The sequence below is a fragment of the Actinomadura harenae genome (genome assembly GCF_003696215.1).
GTDB classification, from domain to species: domain Bacteria; phylum Actinomycetota; class Actinomycetes; order Streptosporangiales; family Streptosporangiaceae; genus Spirillospora; species Spirillospora harenae.
Window position 1 is genome coordinate 1 of sequence record NZ_RFFG01000139.1, and the last position, 17,056, is coordinate 17,056.

10 protein-coding genes and 2 pseudogenes are annotated in these 17,056 nt (G+C 74.3%); 11 read left to right on the forward strand and 1 reads right to left on the reverse strand.

Annotated features, from left to right (window positions below):
• The 10 genes and pseudogenes from EBO15_RS38770 to EBO15_RS38820 form a co-directional block, all read left to right on the forward strand.
• On the forward strand, nt 1-1,035 hold a 1,035-nt coding region (locus EBO15_RS38770), incomplete at its 5' end, for a lyase family protein (protein ID WP_122199457.1).
• Nucleotides 1,032-2,269, forward strand: a pseudogene (gene pcaDC / locus EBO15_RS47420) (bifunctional 3-oxoadipate enol-lactonase/4-carboxymuconolactone decarboxylase PcaDC). The gene EBO15_RS38770 and the pseudogene pcaDC, both read left to right, overlap by 4 nt.
• A 3-nt stretch (nt 2,270-2,272) precedes the next feature.
• Nucleotides 2,273-3,157 carry an IclR family transcriptional regulator gene (locus EBO15_RS38785; RefSeq protein ID WP_233616761.1) on the forward strand — a complete coding sequence of 295 codons (885 nt, stop codon included), beginning with the start codon at nt 2,273-2,275 and terminating at the stop codon, nt 3,155-3,157.
• Between the two features lie 122 nt (nt 3,158-3,279).
• Nucleotides 3,280-4,437, forward strand: a complete 1,158-nt coding sequence (locus EBO15_RS38790; RefSeq protein WP_122199459.1) for a 4-hydroxybenzoate 3-monooxygenase — start codon at nt 3,280-3,282, stop codon at nt 4,435-4,437.
• 50 nt (nt 4,438-4,487) lie between these two features.
• Nucleotides 4,488-6,362: a serine/threonine-protein kinase gene (locus EBO15_RS38795; protein WP_122199460.1), complete on the forward strand. Its 1,875-nt coding sequence runs from the start codon at nt 4,488-4,490 to the stop codon at nt 6,360-6,362.
• An 88-nt stretch (nt 6,363-6,450) separates the two neighbouring features.
• Nucleotides 6,451-7,095 carry a TetR family transcriptional regulator gene (locus EBO15_RS38800; RefSeq protein WP_122199467.1) on the forward strand — a complete coding sequence of 215 codons (645 nt, stop codon included), beginning with the start codon at nt 6,451-6,453 and terminating at the stop codon, nt 7,093-7,095.
• Nucleotides 7,096-7,263: 168 nt separating this feature from the next.
• The gene (locus EBO15_RS38805; protein ID WP_122199461.1) at nt 7,264-9,579 is read left to right on the forward strand and encodes an MMPL family transporter; all 2,316 of its coding nucleotides are present in this window, start codon (nt 7,264-7,266) and stop codon (nt 9,577-9,579) included.
• Between the two features lie 82 nt (nt 9,580-9,661).
• Nucleotides 9,662-10,615 (forward strand): phosphatase PAP2 family protein, encoded by a 954-nt coding sequence (locus EBO15_RS38810; RefSeq protein ID WP_122199462.1) that lies wholly within the window; start codon nt 9,662-9,664, stop codon nt 10,613-10,615.
• A gap of 68 nt (nt 10,616-10,683) precedes the next feature.
• The gene (gene lysX, locus EBO15_RS38815) at nt 10,684-13,944 is read left to right on the forward strand and encodes a bifunctional lysylphosphatidylglycerol synthetase/lysine--tRNA ligase LysX (protein WP_122199463.1); all 3,261 of its coding nucleotides are present in this window, start codon (nt 10,684-10,686) and stop codon (nt 13,942-13,944) included.
• Nucleotides 13,945-14,042: 98 nt separating this feature from the next.
• Nucleotides 14,043-15,419 (forward strand): ABC1 kinase family protein, encoded by a 1,377-nt coding sequence (locus tag EBO15_RS38820; protein ID WP_122199468.1) that lies wholly within the window; start codon nt 14,043-14,045, stop codon nt 15,417-15,419.
• Between the two features lie 31 nt (nt 15,420-15,450).
• Here EBO15_RS38820 and EBO15_RS38825 read toward each other — a convergent pair whose 3' ends face one another.
• The gene (locus EBO15_RS38825; RefSeq protein WP_122199464.1) at nt 15,451-16,317 is read right to left on the reverse strand and encodes a siderophore-interacting protein; all 867 of its coding nucleotides are present in this window, start codon (nt 16,315-16,317) and stop codon (nt 15,451-15,453) included.
• 149 nt (nt 16,318-16,466) lie between these two features.
• Here EBO15_RS38825 and EBO15_RS38830 point away from each other — a divergent pair.
• Nucleotides 16,467-17,056 (forward strand): annotated as a pseudogene (locus tag EBO15_RS38830) (FUSC family protein); the annotation flags it as partial.

Consider the following 17,056-nt stretch of genomic DNA (forward strand, 5'->3'; position numbering starts at 1 on the left):
CTCGTCCCGGCGGACGCCGCGGACGCGATCACCCAGGCCGCCCGCGCCGCGCGGCCCGACCCCGCCGGGCTCGCCCGCCGGGCCCGCGGCGCGGGCAACCCCGTCGTCCCGCTGGTCGCCGACCTGCGCGCCCTCGCCGGAGACGCCGGACGGCACGTCCACCGGGGCGCGACCAGCCAGGACGTCATGGACACCGCCGCGATGCTGGTCGCCGCGCGCGCCCGGCGGGAGATCACCGGGACGCTCGACCGCGTCCTCGCGCTGCTCGCCGGGCTCGCCGAACGGCACCGGGACACGCCGATGCCGGGCCGGACGCTGTCCCGGCAGGCGCTCCCGACGACGTTCGGGCTCAAGGCCGCGCAGTGGCTGCTCGGCTGCCTCGACGGACGCGGCCGGCTGGCCTCGGTCGCGCTGCCCGTCCAGCTCGGCGGCGCGGTCGGCACGCTCGCCGCCTTCGGCGCGGACGGCCCCGCGCTGGCCGACGCGTTCGCCGACGAGCTCGGCCTCGACCGGGCCGTCCTGCCCTGGCACACCCGGCGCACCCCGGTCGCCGACCTCGGAGCCGCGTCCGCGCTGGTCACCGGGGCGCTCGGCAAGATCGCGACGGACGTCACGCTGCTCGCGCAGAGCGAGGTCGACGAGCTCGCCGAACCCGCCGGGCCGGGCCGGGGCGGGTCGTCGGCGATGCCGCACAAGCGGAACCCGGCGCTCGCGACGCTCGTCCGGTCGGCGGCGCTCCAGGTCCCCGCGCAGGTCCAGGTGCTGCTGGCGGCGCAGGCCGCCGCGCACGAGCGCCCGGCGGGAGAGTGGCACGCCGAATGGCAGCCGCTCCGCGAGTGCCTGCGGCTCACCGGCGGCGCGGCGGAGACCACGGCCGAGCTGCTCGACGGCCTCGAGGTGCGCCCCGAACGCATGCGCGCCCACCTGGACGACCTCGCCGCGCTGCTCCCCGGGCGCGACGCCGCCACCGACGTCCGCGCGGCGGGCGCCCTGGTCGACCGCGCCCTCACCGAGTACAGGAAGAGCCTCCCGTGAAACTCGTCCACCGCCTGGACGGCCCGGACGACGCCCCGCTCGTCGTCCTCGGGCCGTCGCTCGGCACGACGTCCGCGCTGTGGGACCCGCAGCTCCCGGCGCTCGTCCGGCACTGGCGCGTCCTGCGCTACGAGCTGCCCGGCCACGGCGGCGCGCCCGTCCCGGACGGACCGTTCGGCGTCGCCGACCTCGCGGACGCCGTGATCGGCCTGCTCGACCGGGCGGGCGCGGCCCGCGCGGCGGTCGCCGGGGTCTCACTCGGCGGGGCCGTCGCGATGACGGCCGCGCTGCGCGCGCCGGAACGGGTCGCCAGCCTCGCGCTGCTCTGCACGTCCCCGAGGTTCGGCGAGCCCGGCCCGTGGCGCGAGCGGGCCGCGCTGGTGCGCCGCGAGGGTGTCGAGAGGGTCGCCACGTCGGCGCCGTCCCGCTGGTTCACGCCGGAGTTCCCGCCCGCCGCCGCCGAACCGTTCGTCGCGATGAACCGGACGGCGGCCCCCGACGGCTACGCGGCCTGCTGCGACGCGCTCGCGGGCCACGACCTCACCGGACGGCTCGACCGGATCACCGCGCCGACGCTGGTCGTCGCGGGCGCGCAGGACCTGCCGACCCCGCCGCGCGGGCACGCCGACGTCCTCGCGGAGCACATCCCCGACTCGGTGCTCACGGTCGTCGACCACGCCGCGCACCTCGCTAACGCCGAGCAGCCCGGGGCCGTCACCGACGCGCTCCTGCACCATCTCCACCGCACCTGGAAGGGGACCGCCGAGTGACCGGCGACGACCAGCGGCACGACGACGAGCCGCGCGACGACGAGCGGCGTGACGACGGGTCGCACGCCGACGGGCCGCGCACCGACGAGCGGCGGCGCGCCGACGGGATGACGACCCGCCGCGAGGTCCTGGGCGACGCGCACGTCGACCGCGCGGTCGCCCGGACGACCGGCTTCACCGCCGACTTCCAGGACCTCATCACCCGCTACGCGTGGGGCGAGATCTGGAACCGCCCGGGTCTCGACCGCAGGACCCGCAGCTGCGTCACCCTCACCGCGATGGTCGCGGGCGGCCACCACGACGAGCTGGCCATGCACGTCCGGGCCGCGCTGCGCAACGGCCTCACCCGCGACGAGATCAAGGAGGTCCTGTTGCAGACCGCGATCTACTGCGGGGTGCCCGCCGCGAACTCGGCGTTCGCCGTCGCGCAGCGGGTCCTGTCCGAGATCGACGAGCGGGAGTAGGGCGTGGGGGCACAGCGTCCGCTGACGGCGGCGGGCAAGGTCATGGGAATCCTGGACGCCTTCGCGCCCGGGGACGTCCGGCTCACGCTGAGCGAGATCTGCCGCCGGGCCGGGCTGCCGCCGTCCACGGGGCACCGCCTGGTCGGCGAGCTGACCGCGGGCGGGTTCCTGGAGCGGACCCCGGACGACGGCACCTACCGCATCGGCACCCGGCTGTGGCGGATCGGCAGCCGCGCCCCGGCCGTCACCGGGCTGCGCGAGCTGGCGCTGCCGCACATGGAGGACCTGTACGAGGCGACGCACGACAACGTCCAGCTCGCCGTGCTGGGCGGCGGCCGGGCGCTGTTCGTGGAGCGGCTGCGCGGCCGCCGCTCGGTGCCGGTCGTGACGCGGGTCGGCTCCGACCTGCCGCTGCACGCGACCGGCGCGGGCAAGGTGCTGCTGGCGTACGCGCCCGCCGCCGTGCGCGAGGCCGTCCTCGCCGAGCCGCTGACCCGGCACACGTCCGCCACGCTCACCGATCCGGAGGCGCTGCGCCGCGACCTGGCCGCCACGCGCCGCCGGGGCTACGCCACGACCCGGGACGAGATGACCGCCGGGGCGTTCTCGGTCGGCGTGCCCGTCCGGGACCGGGACGGGGCGGTCGTGGCCGCGTTGTCCCTGGTCGCGCGCTCGCGCGGCGCGGACCCGCGCCGCCTCCTGCCGCCCCTCGCGACGGCGGCGCGCGCGCTGTCCCGCGACCTCGCCGTCCACTGGGACGCGGGCACCGCCGCGCTCCGCGAGGACGCCGCCTTCACGCCGGACACCCCCGGTTTCGCGAGCGGCCCCGGTTTCGCGACCGGCCCCGACCCGGCGTCGGGTCCCGCGCCGGGTCCGGACATGGACTGACCGGTCCCCACCGGCCGAACACGCACCCGCCAAACCCACCGACCGACCCCCGGGGACCCGTCCCCGGGGCAGAGGGCCGTCCGCCGCCCCCGGGGCGGGACGGCCGGACCAAGGAGGATCCCATGCGCACGCAGGTCGCGATCGTCGGCGGCGGACCGGCGGGTCTGCTGCTGTCCCACCTGCTGCACCGGCAGGGCGTCGCGTCGGTGGTGCTGGAGAGCCGCGACCGCGCCTACGTCGAGCGGCGGCAGCGCGCCGGGATGCTCGAACAGGGCACCACCGACGTGCTGCGCGAGAGCGGCGCCGGCGAGCGGCTCGACCGGGAGGGCCTGGTCCACCACGGCATCGAGCTGCGGTTCGGCGGCGAGGGCCACCGGATCCCGATCACCGACCTCACCGGCCGGACCGTCACCGTCTACGCCCAGACCGAGATCGTCAAGGACCTGGCCGCGCTGCGGCTCGCGGACGGCGGCGACGTCCGGTACGAGGCCGAGGTGCTCGCGGTCGACCCGTCCACCGGGACGGTCACCTTCCGGCAGGACGGCGCGGCCCATGAGCTGACGGCCGACTACATCGCGGGCTGCGACGGCTTCCACGGCGTCAGCCGCCGCGCCGTCCCGGACGTCCGGACGTTCGCCCGCGACTACCCGTTCGCCTGGCTCGGCGTCCTCGCCGACGTCGCGCCGTCCACCGACGAGCTGATCTACGCCCACCACGAGCGCGGCTTCGCGCTGCACAGCCTGCGCTCGCCGTCCGTCAGCCGCCTCTACCTCCAGGTCGCGCCGGACGAGGACCTCGCCGCATGGTCCGACGCGCGGATCTGGGACGAGCTCGCCGTCCGGTTCGGCACCCCGGACGGCTGGGAGCTGACGCCCGGCCCGATCACCGACCGGTCGGTGACGCCGATGCGCAGCTTCGTCGCCGAGCCGATGCGGCACGACCGGCTGTTCCTCGCCGGGGACTCCGCGCACATCGTCCCGCCGACCGGCGCCAAGGGCCTCAACCTCGCGGTGTCGGACGTGACGATCCTCGCCCGCGCGCTGACCGAGCGGTACGCCTCCGGTTCGGAGGCGCTCCTGGACGCGTACTCGGCGACGTGCCTGAGCCGGGTCTGGCGGGCCGAGCACTTCTCGTACTGGATGACGACCCTGCTGCACGCCGACCCGGAGTCCGACGCGTTCGCCCGGCGGCTGCAGCGGGCGCACCTGGAGTACGTGGCAGGATCAGCGCCCGCCATGGCCTCCCTTGCCGAAAACTACGCCGGACTGCCGCTGAAGTGACCGGTCACCGCCATAATGACGTGATCTTCACAGTATGGGGGTAAGGCAGGATGGACGCAGGCGGCGCGGCGCTCGGGAGCCGTTACACGCTGGTCGGCATGATCGGCCAGGGCGGCATGGGCGTGGTGTGGCGGGCGCTGGACCGCGTGACCGGTGAGGAGCGCGCGGTCAAGGTGCTGCGGCCGGAGCTGGCCGCCGACCCGGCGTCGGTGACCCGGTTCGTCCGGGAGCGCACGGCGCTGCTGCGGGTCCGGCACCCGAACGTGGTGACCGTGCACGACCTGGTCGTGGAGGGCGACCGGCTCGCCCTGGTCATGGACCTGGTGACCGGCGAGGACCTCGGCGAGTACCGGGGGCGGCGCGGGGGAGCGCTGCCGACCGCCGAGGCCGCCTGGCTGGTCGGCCACGTCTGCGCGGCCCTCGTCGCGGTGCACGAGGCGGGACTGGTCCACCGCGACCTCAAGCCGGCCAACGTGCTGCTCGACCACACCTCGCCGGAGTCGCCGGTGCGGCTCGCCGACTTCGGCGTCGCCCGGATCGCGTCCGGCGACGACCTCACCGCCACCGGCAACATCGTCGGAACGCCCCGCTACATGGCGCCCGAGGTGCTGGAGGGCCACGAGCCAGGCCCGCCCGCCGACGTGTACGCCGCGGGCGTCACCCTGTACGAGCTGCTCGCCGGACGCCAGCCGTTCGGCGGCAGCAGCATCTCGGCCGTCCTGCACGAGCACCTCCACGTCCCGCCGCCCCCGCTGCCCGGCCTGCCCCCCGAGCTGTGGACGCTGCTCGAGCAGAGCCTCGAGAAGCAGCCGATGGCCCGCATCGGCGCCTACGACCTGGGACGGCGCCTGATCGAGTACGCCCGCGCGAACCACCAGGGCCGGTTCGCGATCACCGTTCCGGCCGGTTCGGTGCAGAAGCCGTCCGCGACGCAGGGCGGAACCCTCCCGCACGGTGCCTCACTCCCGCACGGTGCCTCACTCCCGCACGGCGCGTCGCTTCCGAACGGTGCCTCGCTCCCGAACGCGTCGCTGCCCCAGGGCGCCTCGCTGCCGAACGGCGCGTCCCTGCCGAACGGGTCGTCCTTGCCGCACGGCGCGTCGCTCCCGCACGGCACCTCGCTGCCGCAGGGCATGTTCGTGCCGCAGGGCGCGGCCGGAATGAACCAGGGCGGGATCCCCGGCCCGGACGGCACGGTCGCCGTGCCCCGGAAGAGCGGCGGGCCCCGGCGCGGCACGCTCATCGGCGTGGGCGCGGCCGTCGTGGCCGCCGTCACCGCCACGGGGGTCACGCTCGCCCTCACCAGCGGGGGCGGCGGCTCCAAGGACGGGCAGGCCAAGGCGGCGGCCGAGGCGTCCCGGGGGAACCTCCTGGCCGGGAAGCCGAACGGCTCGGCGGCGCCGTCCGGCAAGGGGAAGAAGAAGTCGCCCGGGGCGACGCCGTCGGCGTCCGGCTCGGGGTCGGCGTCGCCGGGCGACTCGCCGGGCACCTCGCCCTCCTCGGGAGCGCCGACGAAGGGCTCCGGCCCCGGGGCGGGCGGCAGCGGTGACGGCGGGAACGCGCGGCAGCCCACCGGCTGGATGTGCGGTCCGCGTGGGGAGGCCGACGCCAGGCAGCACTACCTGACGGCGTGCATCCGCTTCGACGGTCACTCGGTGGTCATGCGTGGGATCCTGGACCCCGTGGCGTCCCGCAACGACCCGAAGCTGATCGCCGCCAACCAGATGCAGGTGATCCTGGTCCTCAAGCGGGCCGCCGACCAGACCAACGCCGGCACCTGGACCTCCGCGCCCTGTACCACGCTGACCTGCACGTTCGAGATGTCCACCGTCCCCGCGCACGGCGACTACCGGGTGCTGCCGAAGTTCAGCTACCAGGGCATCTACCAGGGCAACGGGAAGGAGAGCCCGCCCCTCACGTTCTGACCGGCCCGCGCCCCGTGTGCTGCACGTCACGCAAGATTTCAGGCTCTGCAATTTTGCAGAGCCTGCAAAGAAGTCTAGAGTCGTGGGCATGACGGTGGAGATGGGCCTGCGCGAGCGCAAGAAGGCCGCGACCCGCGACGCGCTGAGCCGCGCCGCGATGCGGCTGGCGCTCGAGCACGGAGTGGAGGGCGTCACCGTCGACGCGATCGCCGCCTCGGCGGGCGTGTCGACCCGCACCTTCCACAACTACTTTCCCGGCAAGGAGGAGGCGATCGTCGCCCCGTTGACCGACGGGGCGCGGGCGGTCCTCACCCTCCTGGCCGGACGGCCCGCGGACGAGCCCGTGTGGGACTCGGTCCGCGCGGTCCTGCACGAGGTGGTCACGCCGCCCGAGCGGATGGAGGAGACGGTCGCGCTGCTGCGGATCGTCCAGACCGACCCCTCGCTCGTCGCGTCCCAGCTGTGCGGACTCGGCGAGATGCAGGCGGAGGCGGCGGCGCTGATCGCCGCCCGCACCGGCACCGACCCCGCCCGCGACCTTTATCCCCACCTGGTCGCCGGCGTCCTGGGCATGACGATGCGCGTCGTCGTCAGCCTCTGGGCGGGCGGCGGCGGTGACGGGGACCTGCCCGGGCTGGTCGACTCCGCCCTGGCCCAGTTCCGCGCCGGCCTGCCCGTGCCCGCCCCTCGCCCCGCCCCGTACGCGGCGGCCTTGGCCGACCCGTCCGGATGACCCGCTTCCGGCCGGGGCGCGCCGCCCTGCCCCGGCCGGACACCCCCCTTCGGCGGACCACCCCTGAGAAGCCCGACGACCAGTCCGTCGCCGGGTCATCGACCGTGCACCGTCCGTGAAGACCGGAGCGCCCCCCGGCGCGCCCGGCACCGAATGGGATCTCCTCTCTTGGCAACCTTGCTCTACCGGCTCGGCCGGTTCTCCTACCGACGGCGTGGACTCATCGCCCTGATCTGGATCGGGCTGCTCGTCCTGTTCGGGGTCGGCGCGGCCACCCTCAAGGGCCCCACGTCCAGCGACTTCTCCATCCCCGGCACCGAGGCCCAGCGGGCCATCGACCTGCTCAAGGACAAGATGCCGCAGGCGTCGGCGGACGGCGCGACCGCGCGGATCGTCATCCGCGCGCCCGCCGGCCACACCCTCGTCGAACCCGGCACGAAGGCGTCCGTCGAGGAGGTCGTCGGGAAGCTGCGCACCGCGCCGCAGGTCGGCTCGGTCGTCGACCCCTACCAGGCGCAGGCGCTCTCCCAGGACCAGCGCACCGCGCTCGCCCAGGTCACCTACAAGGTCACCCCCGTGGACGTGAAGCAGTCCTCGCGGGACGCCCTCGACCACGCCGCCGACGCGGGACGCTCCGCCGGCCTGACCGTCGAGATGGGCGGCAGCGCCACGCAGGGCATGCCCGAGCAGGGCGCGGCGGAGCTCATCGGCCTCGCCATCGCCGCCGTCGTCCTGGTCATCACGCTCGGCTCGCTGGTGGCCGCGGGGCTGCCGCTGCTGAACGCGATCATCGGCGTGGCGATCGCGCTGAGCGGCATCACCGCCGCGACCGGCCTGATCGACATGAGCTCGATGACGTCCACGCTGGCGCTGATGCTCGGCCTGGCCGTCGCGATCGACTACGCCCTGTTCATCACCTCCCGGTACCGGCACGAGCTCGCCGAGGGCAGATCCGGTGAGGAGGCGGCCGGACGCGCCGTCGGCACCGCCGGGTCGGCCGTGGTCTTCGCGGGCCTCACCGTCGTGATCGCGCTGGTCGGCCTCGGCGTCGTCGGCATCCCCATCCTCACCGAGATGGGCGTCGCCGCCGGGTTCTCGGTGATCGTCGCCGTGCTGATCGCGCTCAGCCTGCTGCCCGCGATGCTCGGCTTCGCCGGGCGCCGCGTCGTCGGCGGCCGGATCCCCGGCCTGCGCGGCGGGCCGAAGCCCGGCAGGACCGCGGCGGGGGAGCGCTGGGCGCGGTTCGTCGTCCGCCGCCCCGTGGCGGTGCTGGTGGTGGCGGTCGCCGCCCTCGGCGCGCTCGCGCTCCCGGCGCTCGACCTGCGGCTCGGCATGCCGGGCGAGGAGTCGTCGTCGCCGTCCAGCACGCAGTACAAGGCGTACGAGATGGTGTCCGAGGGCTTCGGCCCCGGCTTCAACGGGCCGCTGATGGTCGTCGTCCACGGATCCGGGGACGTCACCAGGGCCGCGGGCGAGTTCTCCGGGCAGCTGAAGGGCATGCCGGACGTCGCGACCGTCACCCCGCCGGTGCCCAACCAGGCGCGCGACACCGCGCTGCTGACCGTGGTGCCGAAGAGCGGCCCGAGCACCAAGGCGACCGAGGACCTGGTCTCGGCCATCCGCGACAAGGGCGACGCGCTGCAGGCGCGGACCGGCGCGGAGGCCATGGTCACCGGCCAGACCGCGATCGGGATCGACATCTCGGCGAAGATGTCCGGTGCCCTCCCGCCCTACCTCGCGCTGGTCGTCGGGCTCGCGTTCGTCCTGCTCATGCTGGTGTTCCGGTCGGTCCTGGTGCCGCTGAAGGCGACCCTGGGCTTCCTGCTCACCGTCGCGGCCACGTTCGGCGCGGTGGTGGCGGTGTTCCAGAAGGGCTGGGGCGCGTCGCTGATCGGCGTGGACACCACCGGGCCGATCATGAGCCTGATGCCGATCTTCATGATCGGCGTGGTGTTCGGCCTCGCCATGGACTACCAGGTGTTCCTGGTCACCCGGATGCGCGAGGAGTACGTGCACGGCGCCGCCCCGAAGGACGCCGTCGTCGCCGGGTTCCGGCACGGCGCACGCGTGGTCGCCGCCGCCGCGGTGATCATGATGGCCGTGTTCGCCGGGTTCATCAGCGACGACCAGTCGATGATCAAGCTGATGGGCTTCGCCCTGGCGGCCGGGGTGTTCTTCGACGCCTTCGTCGTCCGGATGACCGTCGTGCCCGCCGTGATGGCGCTGTTCGGCAAGGTCGCCTGGTGGCTGCCGCGCTGGCTGGACCGGCTCCTGCCCTCCGTGGACGTCGAGGGCGAGAAGCTCCGCCACCACCTCGGCGACGACCACGACAGTGACGGCGACCACGACGGCGATGGAGACCGCGACGGTGACGGCGGCTCGCGCCGGCCCGTCACGTCCGGCGCCGGAGCCGGAGGCCGGGACGGCGGATCCGCCGGCGCCCCCGGACTCCCCGGCGTTCCGGGACCGTCCTCCGGCAGTTGACCCAGGGCCGCCGCCTCGTGATCCGAGGCGGCGGCCCTCGCTCTCCCCCCTTTTCCGCCCACCCCCAAGGAAGCCCGGACCCATGAACCTCCTCCAGCAGCCGGTCTGGCGGCGCGTCCCCTCGCCGCGCCGTGAGCCCGGGACGGACGCGGAGCCGTCGCCCGCCTCCTCCCCGGACACCCGCCCCGCCGCCCCCGACGCCCCGGCGGGCTCGGACACCCCGGAAGCCCCGGCCGCACCGGCGACCCCGGGCGGACAGGACGCCGCGCCCGCCCCCCGCAGGGCGCGGTTCGCCGCGTCCCGCCCCCGGGCCCTCCGCGAACTGCTGCTGATCGCGGTGCTCTTCGGCATCTACAAGGCGGGCCGCCTGGCGGCCAACGACCGCGTCACCGAGGCGTTCCGCAACGCCCGCGACGTCTGGGACATCGAACGCTGGCTGCACCTGCCCAGTGAGCTGAACGTCCAGGACGGCCTGCTCAAGAGCCACGCCCTGATCGAGACCGCGAACTCCTACTACGCCTACGTGCACTTCCCGGCGACCGCCGCGTTCCTGCTGTTCATGTACCTGCGGCGGCCCGCCTACTACCGGTGGGTGCGCTGGGTCGTGGTCGCGCTGACCGCCGCCGGGCTCGCCCTGCACCTGACCGTGCCGCTCGCGCCCCCGCGCATGCTGACGTTCACGGGCCTGATCGACACCGCGGCCAAGTACGGGCCGTCGGTGTACGGCGCGCCGCAGAGCGACACCGTCGCCAACCAGTACGCGGCGATGCCGTCCCTGCACATCGGCTGGGCGATCATCGTGGCGGTCGGTCTGATCGTCGCCTGCCGGACGCGCTGGCGCTGGCTCTGGCTGGCCCACCCCGTCCTGACCGTCCTCGTGGTGGTCAGCACCGCCAACCACTACTGGCTGGACGGGATCGTCGTCACCAGCCTGCTGGCGATCGTGCTGCTGGCGCTGGCCCCGCTGTACCGGACGGCGAGGTCGGCGCACGTCGCGGGCCCGCGGGCCGAGGCCGAGGGCGCGCGGGTACGCTAACCCGCAGGCCCGTTCGGGACGGGCCGACGGGAAGAAATCGTGTCGGGGGACGAGTGCGCGCCAGAGCTGTGATCCGGGCTGTTCCGACCGGACTGTCGTGGTACCTGATGTTGTCGGGTGCCGTGTCGGTCCTGTCCTGGCTGTCCGCGGGCCTCATCGAGGACCTGGACGCCATCTGGCTGCTGCGCTGGATCGGCTACTTCGCCTGGGTGCCCAGCATGACCTGGGGTCTGCTGATGCTCCTGCTCGCGACCGGGGTGCGGCGGCGCAAGAAGTCGGCCTGGCGCATGACGCTGGTCCTGCTCGGCCTGTTCTTCCTGCTCTACCTCACGGTCTCGGTGGTGTTCACCATCGCGCCCGACCCGGACGTCCCGCTCGGCCTCGGCGACTACATCGCCCCCGTCTGCTACGCGTTCGCGCTGGTCGCGGTGTGGGCCGCGCGGCACGAGTTCTCCGCTCTGCCCGACCGCGCCAACCTCCGCCTGGCCTGGCGGGTCGGCGGTGCGATGGTGCTGGTCAGCGGGGTCATCGGCACGCTGCTGGTGTCGCTGACCGACCGCAACCCCCGGGGCGGGTTCTGGACCCAGCCGCTCTACGCCGCCCTCCAGACCATCCTCGGCGCCCGGGTCACCGGCCACACCATGGACGTGGACGTCCCCGGCTGGGTCGACCTCATCCTGGGCGTCCTCGGCAGCGGGCTGCTCGTCGCGACGGTGTGGGCGCTGTTCCGGCCCTCGCGCGGCGACGCGGTGCTCAGCCCCGGCGAGGAGCTCCGCGCCCGCGAACTGCTGCTGCGCTACGGCGACGAGGACTCGCTCGGCTACTTCGCGCTGCGCCGCGACAAGGACTTCATCGTCGCCCCGAACGGCAAGGCGGGCATCGCCTACCGGGCGCAGGGCTCGGTCTGCCTGGCCAGCGGCGACCCGCTCGGCGACCCCGAGTCGTGGGGGCAGGCCATCGAGGAGTGGCTGGCCGAGTGCCGCCGGCACTCCTGGACGCCCGGCGCGGTCAGCGTCGGCGAGCGTGCCGCCGTCGAGTACCGGCGGCACGGCCTGAGCGTGCTGGAGCTCGGCGACGAGGCGATCATCGAGGTGGCCGAGTTCAACCTCGAGGGCCGGGAGATGCGGCAGGTCCGGCAGGCCGTCCGCCGGGTGGAGCGCGCCGGGTACACCGTGCGGATCCGGCGGCACGCGCAGATCTCCCCGGCCGAGATGGCCGGGATCGTGCAGCGCGCCGACCAGTGGCGCGAGGGCGAGACCGAACGCGGCTTCTCGATGGCGCTCGGACGGCTCGGCGACCCCACCGACGGCGACTGCGTGATGGTCGAGGCCTTCGACTCCGAGGGACGGCTGCGCGGGCTGCTGTCGTTCGTCCCGTGGGGCCGGACGGGCCTGTCGCTGGACCTGATGCGCCGCGACCGGGCCGCCGAGAACGGGCTGAACGAGTTCATGGTCGTGCGGCTGATCGAGCAGGCCGGGTCGGTCGGGGCGGGCCGGATCTCGCTGAACTTCGCGATGCTGCGCTCGGTGTTCGAGCGCGGCTCGCAGATCGGCGCGGGGCCGCTCGTCCGCGCCGCCTACCGGGTGCTGTCGTTCGCGTCCCGGTTCTGGCAGCTGGAGTCGCTGTACCTGTCCAACGCCAAGTACCACCCCGAGTGGGTCCCGCGGTACGTGTGCTTCAGCTCCGGCGCGGGCGGCCTGATCCATCTCGGCTTCGGCTACGCCCGCGCCGAGGGGTTCCTGCCGAGCCTGTCGCGCCGCCGCCTGGACCGCGCCGCGAACGCCGCGCCGAGCCCCGACCTGGTCGCCGAGATCACGCGGCTGGAGGAGGCCGCCGAGAAGGACCGGACGCCGCGCCGGAGGCTGTCGGAGCAGGAGCGCGTCCGGCACGACAAGCTCGCGCGGATCGAGGCGGCGGGCGTCGAGGCCTACCCGCTGGGCTTCGACCGCACCGGTCTCGCCGCCGATCTGCGCGCGCGGTACGGCGGCCTCGCCGCCGACACCTCCACCGGGGACACCGCCGCGATCGCCGGGCGGGTCATGCTCGAACGCGACCACGGCGGGCTGGTCTTCGCCAAGCTGCGGGACGAGTCGGGCGACATCCAGGTCATGCTGGCCGCGAACGTGCTCGGCGGCGACTCCCTGCGCCGATGGAAGTCGCTGATCGACCTCGGCGACCAGGTCGGCGTGACCGGCGAGGTCATGACGACCCGGACGGGCGAGCTGTCGGTGCTGGCGTCCGGCTGGAAGCTGACCGCCAAGTGCCTGCACCCGCTGCCGGACAAGCGCGCCGGGCTCGCCGACCCCGAGGCGCGGGTCCGGCACAAGGCCGTCGACCTGATCGTCAACGACGAGTCGCGGAAGATGCTGCGGATGCGCGGCGACGCGGTCTGCGCCGTCCGGGACGTGCTGCGGGGGCGCGGCTACCTGGAGGTCGAGACGCCGATCCTCCAGCCGATCCACGGCGGTGCGACGGCGCGTCCGTTCACCACCCGGATCAACGCCTACAACATGCGGCTCTACCTGCGGATCGCGCCGGAGCTGTACCTGAAGCGGCTGCTGGTCGGCGGGCTCGGCAAGGTCTTCGAGATGGGCCGCGACTTCCGGAACGAGGGCGTGGACGCCACCCACAACCCCGAGTTCACGATGCTGGAGGCGTACGAGCCGTACGGCGACTACGACACGATGGCCGAGCTGACCCGCGAGCTGGTGCTGGCGGGCACGCGCGCCGCGCTCGGCACCACCGTGGTCGTCCGGGACGGCGTGGAGTACGACCTGGCCGGGCCGTGGAACCAGATCACCGTGTACGGCTCGGTGTCGCGGGCGCTGGGCGAGGAGATCACGACCGACACGCCGCGCCCGGACGTCGTCCGGCGGGCGGCGCGCGCGGGCCTGGAGGTCGACCCCGAGTGGGGGCAGGGGCGGATCGTCCAGGAGCTGTACGAGGCGCTCGTCGAGGACCACCTCAAGGCCCCGACGTTCGTCCGCGACTTCCCGGCGGAGACGTCGCCGCTGACCCGTCCGCACCGCAAGGACCAGCGGCTCGCCGAGAAGTGGGACCTGATCGTCTTCGGCATGGAGCTCGGCACGGCCTACTCCGAGCTGATCGACCCGATCCTGCAGCGGCAGCGGCTGACCGAGCAGTCGCTGCTCGCGGCGGGCGGCGACCCCGAGGCGATGGAGCTGGACGAGGACTTCCTGCGCGCCCTGGAGTACGGCATGCCCCCGGCGGGCGGCATGGGCATGGGCGTCGACCGGCTCCTCATCGCGCTCACCGGGCGGTCGATCCGGGAGACGATCGCGTTCCCGCTGGTCAGGCCGGGCCGCTGAAACGTCCCGGGCGATCTTTCCCCGGCGGTATGACGTTTTCGGGCCAAGAGGGGAAAAATGGGGAGGGATTCCCTACGGGAGTGAGGACGGTCCGCGACGTGAGCGACATCCCCCGGCGTGCGGTGACCCGCACCGCCAAGCTGGCGAGCCTGCCCCTCGGCTTCGCCGGCCGCACCGCGCTCGGCCTGGGCAAGCGGACGCTGGGCAAACCCGCCGAGGCGGTCGCGCTGGAGGTCCAGCGCCGCACCGCCGAGCAGCTGTTCGCGGTGCTCGGCGAGCTCAAGGGCGGCGCGATGAAGGTCGGCCAGCTGCTGTCGATCTTCGAGGCGGGCCTGCCGGACGAGCTGGCGTCGCCGTTCCGCGCCAGCCTCACCCGGCTCCAGGAGGCCGCCCCGCCGATGCCCGCCGCGACCACGCACAAGGTCCTGGCGCAGGGGCTCGGCCCGGACTGGCGCGACCGGTTCTCCTCGTTCGACGACAGGCCCGCCGCGGCGGCGTCGATCGGGCAGGTCCACAAGGCCGTCTGGGAGGACGGCCGGACCGTCGCGGTCAAGGTGCAGTACCCGGGCGCGGGCGCGGCGCTGATGAGCGACTTCAACCAGATCTCCCGGCTCAGCCGCCTGATCAACCCGCTGTTCCCCGGCGTCGAGGTCAAGCCGGTGATCGCCGACCTGCGCCGCCGCCTGGAGAAGGAGCTGGACTACGTCGACGAGGCCGCCTCCCAGACGGCCTTCCACGACGGCTACGCCGGCGACCCCGACTTCGTCGTCCCCGCCGTCGTCGCGCAGTCCGGGAACGTCCTGGTCACCGAGTGGCTCGAGGGCACGCCGCTGTCGAAGGTCATCGCGTCCGGGACGAAGGAGGAGCGTGACCGGGCCGGGCTGCTGCTGTTCCGGTTCCTGCTGTCCGGGCCGTCCCGCTGCGGGCTGATCCACATCGACCCGCACCCGGGCAACTTCCGGCTGCTCGACGACGGCCGGCTCGGCGTCATGGACTTCGGCGGCGCGGCGCGCGTGTCGGACGAGCTGCTCTGGTCGCTCGGCCGGATGGTGGCGATCGGCACCGGCGGCGACCCTGAGGAGATGGTCGAGAGCGCCATCGCCGAGGGCTTCCTCGCCCCGGACGCCGACGTCGACCCGGAGCGGTTCGCCGACCTGGTCGTCCCGCACGCGACGCCGTTCACCCAGGAGACCTTCCAGTACACGCGGGAGTGGCTGCGCCGGGAGACCGGCCGGAGCCTCGCGATGGCCACGGACATGCGTCCGGGGAGCATCGCGCGGCAGCTCCGGCTGCCGCCGCAGTACCTCGCGGTGTGGCGGGCGATGGCGGGCTGCGGCGGCGTGCTGTGCCAGCTGGAGGCCGAGGGCCGGTTCCGGGACGAGGCGCTCCGCTGGCTGCCCGGGTTCGCCGACGACGACCCCGGGCCGGGCGTCCTGGAGACGGACGGGGAGCCGGAGGCCGAGGCGGCGTCCTGACCTCCCAGGGCCCTGATCGGGAGGAGCCGGATCAGGAGGAGAGGGCCTGCTCCTCCTCCTGCTGGACCTGCTGGTTCCAGACGCGCTTGCCGGCCTGCCAGCCGTCCTCGTCGCGGCCGACCCGCCAGTAGCCGGAGATCGACATCAGGTCCATGGGCAGCGTCCGCTCGACCCGCAGGTAGCGCCGCAGCTCCTTGACGAACCCGGCCTCGCCGTGGACGAACGCCTGGACGCGTCCGGCGGGGAGGTCCAGCGCCCGGACGGCCTCGACCAGGGCCTCGCCGACCGGGCGGTCGCCGCGGTGCAGCCAGATGATCCTCGCGTCGGCGGAGGTGGACAGCTCCTGCTCCTCCGACGCGTCCTGGACCTCGACGAAGACGAGGGCGGGCACGCCGGACGGGACGCGCTCCAGCGCCGCCGCGATGGCGGGCAGGGAGCTCTCGTCCCCGGCGAACAGGTGCCAGTCGGCGTCGGCGCCGGGCGCGTACTTGCCGCCGGGGCCCATGAAGGAGATCGCGTCGCCGGGCTTGGCCGCGTCCGCCCAGGGGCCCGCGAGGCCCTCCTCGCCGTGGATCACGAAGTCGACGGCCAGCTCGCGGGTCTCGGGGTCCCAGGAGCGGACGGTGTAGGTGCGCGTGGTCGGCCACTGGTCGCGCGGGAACTCGGCCCGGATCCGCTCCAGGTCGAACGGCTCGGGGTAGGCGACGCCGGGCCGCCCGAACATCAGCTTCACGTAGTGGTCGGTGTACTCGCCCGCCTCGAACTCCGCCAGTCCGTCGCCGCCGAGGACGACCCGGACCATGTGCGGGGTGAGCCGTTCGGTGCGCAGCACGATCCCGCGGTGCGTCTTCCGGCCGCCCCTGCGTTCGCGCTCCGCCGTCTTCGGTTCGGTTGCCATGCGCCCTCCGCTTTTCCGTCTGGTTAGGTAAGCCTAATCCACCCTGTGCCGATAGCACCCCCGTCCGTCTGATATTTTACAAGTGAAATACTTGTGAAGGTTTGAGGGGGATCGTGACGGACGGGGCTGGAACGGGGCGGGGAGCGCTGGTGCGCCCGCTGCCCGTACGCGGGGTGCTGCGGCTCGGCCGGGGCTCGGACACCTGGTACCACGCGGCGCTGAGCGCGGTGATCGCCGCGGCGATCCCGAACCTGACCCTGCTCGCGTTCGGCCGCCTCGACCTCGCGCTCTACACCTCGGCGGGCTCGCTCGTCGCGCTCTACGCCCACGGCCGCCCCTACGCCGCCCGCGCCCTCACGCTCGCCCGCGTCGCGGCGCTGATGCTGGTGAGCCTCGCGGTCGCGCTCGCCACCGCCGCCCTGACCGAGGACGTGGCGATCCGCGTCGCGGTCGCCGCCCTGCTCGCCGCCGGGCACAAGTTCGCCTCCGACGCCGCCCGGCTCGGACCCCCGGGCAACGTGATCTTCACCTTCGTGGCCTCCAGCTGCGCGTTCGTCCCGCAGCGGCTCGCGGACGTGCCCGTCCACGTGGCGCTCGGGCTCGCCGGGGCGGCGATCTCCTGGCTGGTGTGCATGGCGCCCGCCCTCGTCCGCCCGGACGGCCCGGAACGCCTCGCCGTGGCCCGCGCGCTGGAGGCCGCCGCCCGCCTCCGCCGCGCCGAGACCGCCGGCGACGCCCC

Excerpts from the sequence above, each read along its gene's own strand:
- EBO15_RS38825 (WP_122199464.1), bottom strand. The coding sequence starts at position 16,317 with ATGGCAACCGAACCGAAGACGGCGGAGCGCGAACGCAGGGGCGGCCGG.
- EBO15_RS38800 (WP_122199467.1), top strand. The coding sequence starts at position 6,451 with ATGACGGTGGAGATGGGCCTGCGCGAGCGCAAGAAGGCCGCGACCCGC.
- EBO15_RS38795 (WP_122199460.1), top strand. The coding sequence starts at position 4,488 with ATGGACGCAGGCGGCGCGGCGCTCGGGAGCCGTTACACGCTGGTCGGC.
- EBO15_RS38790 (WP_122199459.1), top strand. The coding sequence starts at position 3,280 with ATGCGCACGCAGGTCGCGATCGTCGGCGGCGGACCGGCGGGTCTGCTG.
- EBO15_RS38810 (WP_122199462.1), top strand. The coding sequence starts at position 9,662 with ATGAACCTCCTCCAGCAGCCGGTCTGGCGGCGCGTCCCCTCGCCGCGC.